Raw genomic sequence first — 3,049 nt, forward strand, 5'->3', positions numbered from 1 at the left:
ATATAGAGCAGTAGTAAGACATATGGCAACAATGCCGATATATGCATATGATTTGGAGTTAATTGGCTCTGTTGATAGCTATGCACCAGATAAGATTAAGAAGGCGTATTTAAAAACCTCCCAATACATTGACAAACTAAATTTACAGCATGAGATGTCTAAGGCATTAAAGGTTGCTTTAAAAGAGGATGTCTTTTTTGGTTATGAGCATGAGTCGAAGGATTCGTATTTTATACAACAGCTAGATGCTGATTACTGTCAATTCGGTTCATCAATTGAGGACGGTGTTCGCAACTTTGCTTTCGATTTCYCATACTTTGATAGATTTAAACACGACCTAGAACTTTATCCCGAAGAGTTTAGAATTAAGTATCAGCGTTATGAATCAAACAAAAAAGATTACAATTGGCAAGAATTGGATTCAAACAAGGCGGTATGTTTTAAAGTAAACGAAGAAATTTCTAGTGTTATTCCACCGTTTAATACAGTTTTCGAATCAATATTTGACGCAGACGAATATATGAAATTAAGAAAAGCTAAGGCTAAAATGGATAATTTCTTATTATTGGTACAGAAAATCCCATTGAATGATAAAGGGGTAGATATGGATGCCTTCTTAATTGATCCTAAAATTGCTAATCAGTTCCATGAAAACACCGCTGCAAATCTAGGTGACGGAATTGGTTTAACGACAACACCAATGGACATTGAAGCAATTTCCTTAGATAAGAAACAAGCTAATAATAGCTCAGTAAGTGATGCGATAAGTGAGATATTCACCAATAGTGCTATTAGTCAACATCTTTTCGGCTCTGAGAAGGGCACTTCAATGGGTATTTCACAATCAATAAAGGCTGATGAACAAATCGTATTTGATATGATGACTCAAATTGAAAGATGGTTGAATCGCAAGTTAAAGAAACAAACGGGGGCAATTAAGTTTCATCTCGCTTTCTTAGATATAACAGAATTCAACAAGAAAGAAGAAAGAGAGAGCCTTCTTAAAGCAGGACAATTTGGATTGCCTGATGTAGCAAGAATTGGTGCAACTTTAGGAATGTCTCCAAATCAACTTTACAATAAGGCAATTATTGAAAATCAGATTTTAGATTTACACAGCTTATTAACCCCCCTTGCATCATCTCACACTCAATCAGATGGCGTTGGTCGAAACAATGTTAGTGAAAACGAAAAAGCAGATTCAACTCAAGTCAATCAAGATAACGCAGATGATTAATTAATTATAAACTACCCATTACATCGTCTTGAAAGGTGGTGAGACAGTGACAGAAAAGAAAATCAGCACTCAAATTCCTGTCATCTTTCAAAAGCTAGAAGAATTCGAGAAAGAAGACTCACGTTTTTTAAAGGTTAAAATTTGGCTCATGMACACAGGATTAAACTTCAACGGATCATCCTTCTCTAAGGAAGCAGTCGAGAAAGCAATTCCTACATTAGCAAATACGCCAATTTTAAGCTTCATTGAAGAAAATTCAGAAGGCGAACAAGATTTCAGTGACCATCGAATGGTGCTTCATCGCTCAGAAGATGGTGACTATAATTTCAAATATTTAGGTTCTGCTGTAGGAGTAATTCCAGAAGTTAATAACGCACATTGGGAAATGCGTGTTACCGATAGTGGTGAAGAGAAAGAGTATTTAGTTGTGGATGCTTTAATGTGGACAAAATGGGGCGACCCAACCGATATTATGGTTCGCAAAGGCATTACTTCTCAAAGCATGGAGTTATCCGATAATTACACAGGAACTATAGACAAAGATGGAGTATTCCATTTTGAAACGTTTTCATTCTTCGGTGCATGTTTACTTGGAACTGGAGTGAATCCAGCAATGCAGAATTCCACAGTAGAAGTACAATTCACCGAAAACAATGCTTTACAAAAATCAATTGAGAATAAATTACAAGAGTTCTATACTCTATTTTCTCAGCAAGGAGGTACAGGAATGGAAGACAAAACTGAAGTAACAGAAGTGATGGAAGTTGAAAAAGAGTTTGTAGAAACTCAACAAGCTGAGACTAAAGCTGAAGAAACTGAAGTTCAAGAAGTTGAAAAAACAGAAGAACACTTTGAGGTTGAAAAAACTGATGAGGAAACTGAAGTTAAAGATGCTCCTGAGTTTACAGAAGCAACTCCAGAAGTTGAGGTTAAAGAAACTCAACCAGCTAAAGAGTTTGCTTTAACCGCTAATCAATTACGTGAACAACTTCGATCAGAACTTGGCAAAGAGCATTATCATGATTCTTGGGGCGATAAATGTCGTAAGTATTACTTAATTGATAATACTGACGCATTAGTAATCTTTGAGAATACTCAAGAGAATTATCAATTATACGCAGCTCCTTTCACACTAAATGGCGACAATGTTGAATTACAACTTGACCAAGCATATAAAGTGAAAGTTGAATACGTAGCATTTGAAGGTGCTCAAGAGTTGTTTGCAATTAATTCAGAGCGTTTCTCAGTTGAACAATCGACACTTCAATCACAACTAAAAGACTTAACTGAATACAAACGTACTCGTGAAGAAGAAGACTTACAAGATAAATTTGCTGATAAGTTGTCAGATGATGAATTCGCTCAAGTATTCACAGAAATGAAAGATTCAGAGTTAGACAAAGTAGAAGAAAAATTATTCGCATTAATTGGGAAGAAAAACTTCTCAGTAAGCAAACCAGCATCAACAGTTAATAAAGTTAAAATCAATGTTAACCAAGATGTTAAAGACAATCCATATGCGGGTTTCTTTAACTAAAAAATAATAATTAAAATTATTGGAGGAAAATTAAAATGGCAAAACGCTCAGTATTACGTTTAGACAATAAATTACAAGAAACTTATTCAGTACGTGTTCCTGTAGGACAAGAATTTGAAAATGGTTTCGTAGCTAAATTAGGAGATGTAGAGAAAGCTAACCTTGATGTTCGTGGAGTTGCTGCACCTGCATCTGGTGATTCAGTAGTAATTATCGGAAACTCTGCAATCGTATATGACAATAATCGAATCGGCACTGGTCTAGAAAGTGAATAC

Annotated in this window: 3 protein-coding genes; all 3 read left to right on the forward strand. The window is 35.3% G+C overall.

From position 1 onward, the window contains the following. Positions 1-1,237: hypothetical protein (locus AC1DSL_RS16725; protein WP_477533069.1), on the forward strand; the 1,237-nt coding region annotated here is incomplete at its 5' end. A gap of 46 nt (positions 1,238-1,283) precedes the next feature. Further along, entirely contained in the window at positions 1,284-2,774 is a 1,491-nt protein-coding gene (locus AC1DSL_RS16730) for a hypothetical protein (RefSeq protein WP_477533070.1), read from the forward strand. A 35-nt stretch (positions 2,775-2,809) separates the two neighbouring features. Beyond that, a partial coding sequence (locus AC1DSL_RS16735) for a hypothetical protein (RefSeq protein WP_477533071.1) occupies positions 2,810-3,049 on the forward strand: 240 nt, incomplete at its 3' end.

The organism is Paenisporosarcina sp. P4_D4 (assembly GCF_056401835.1).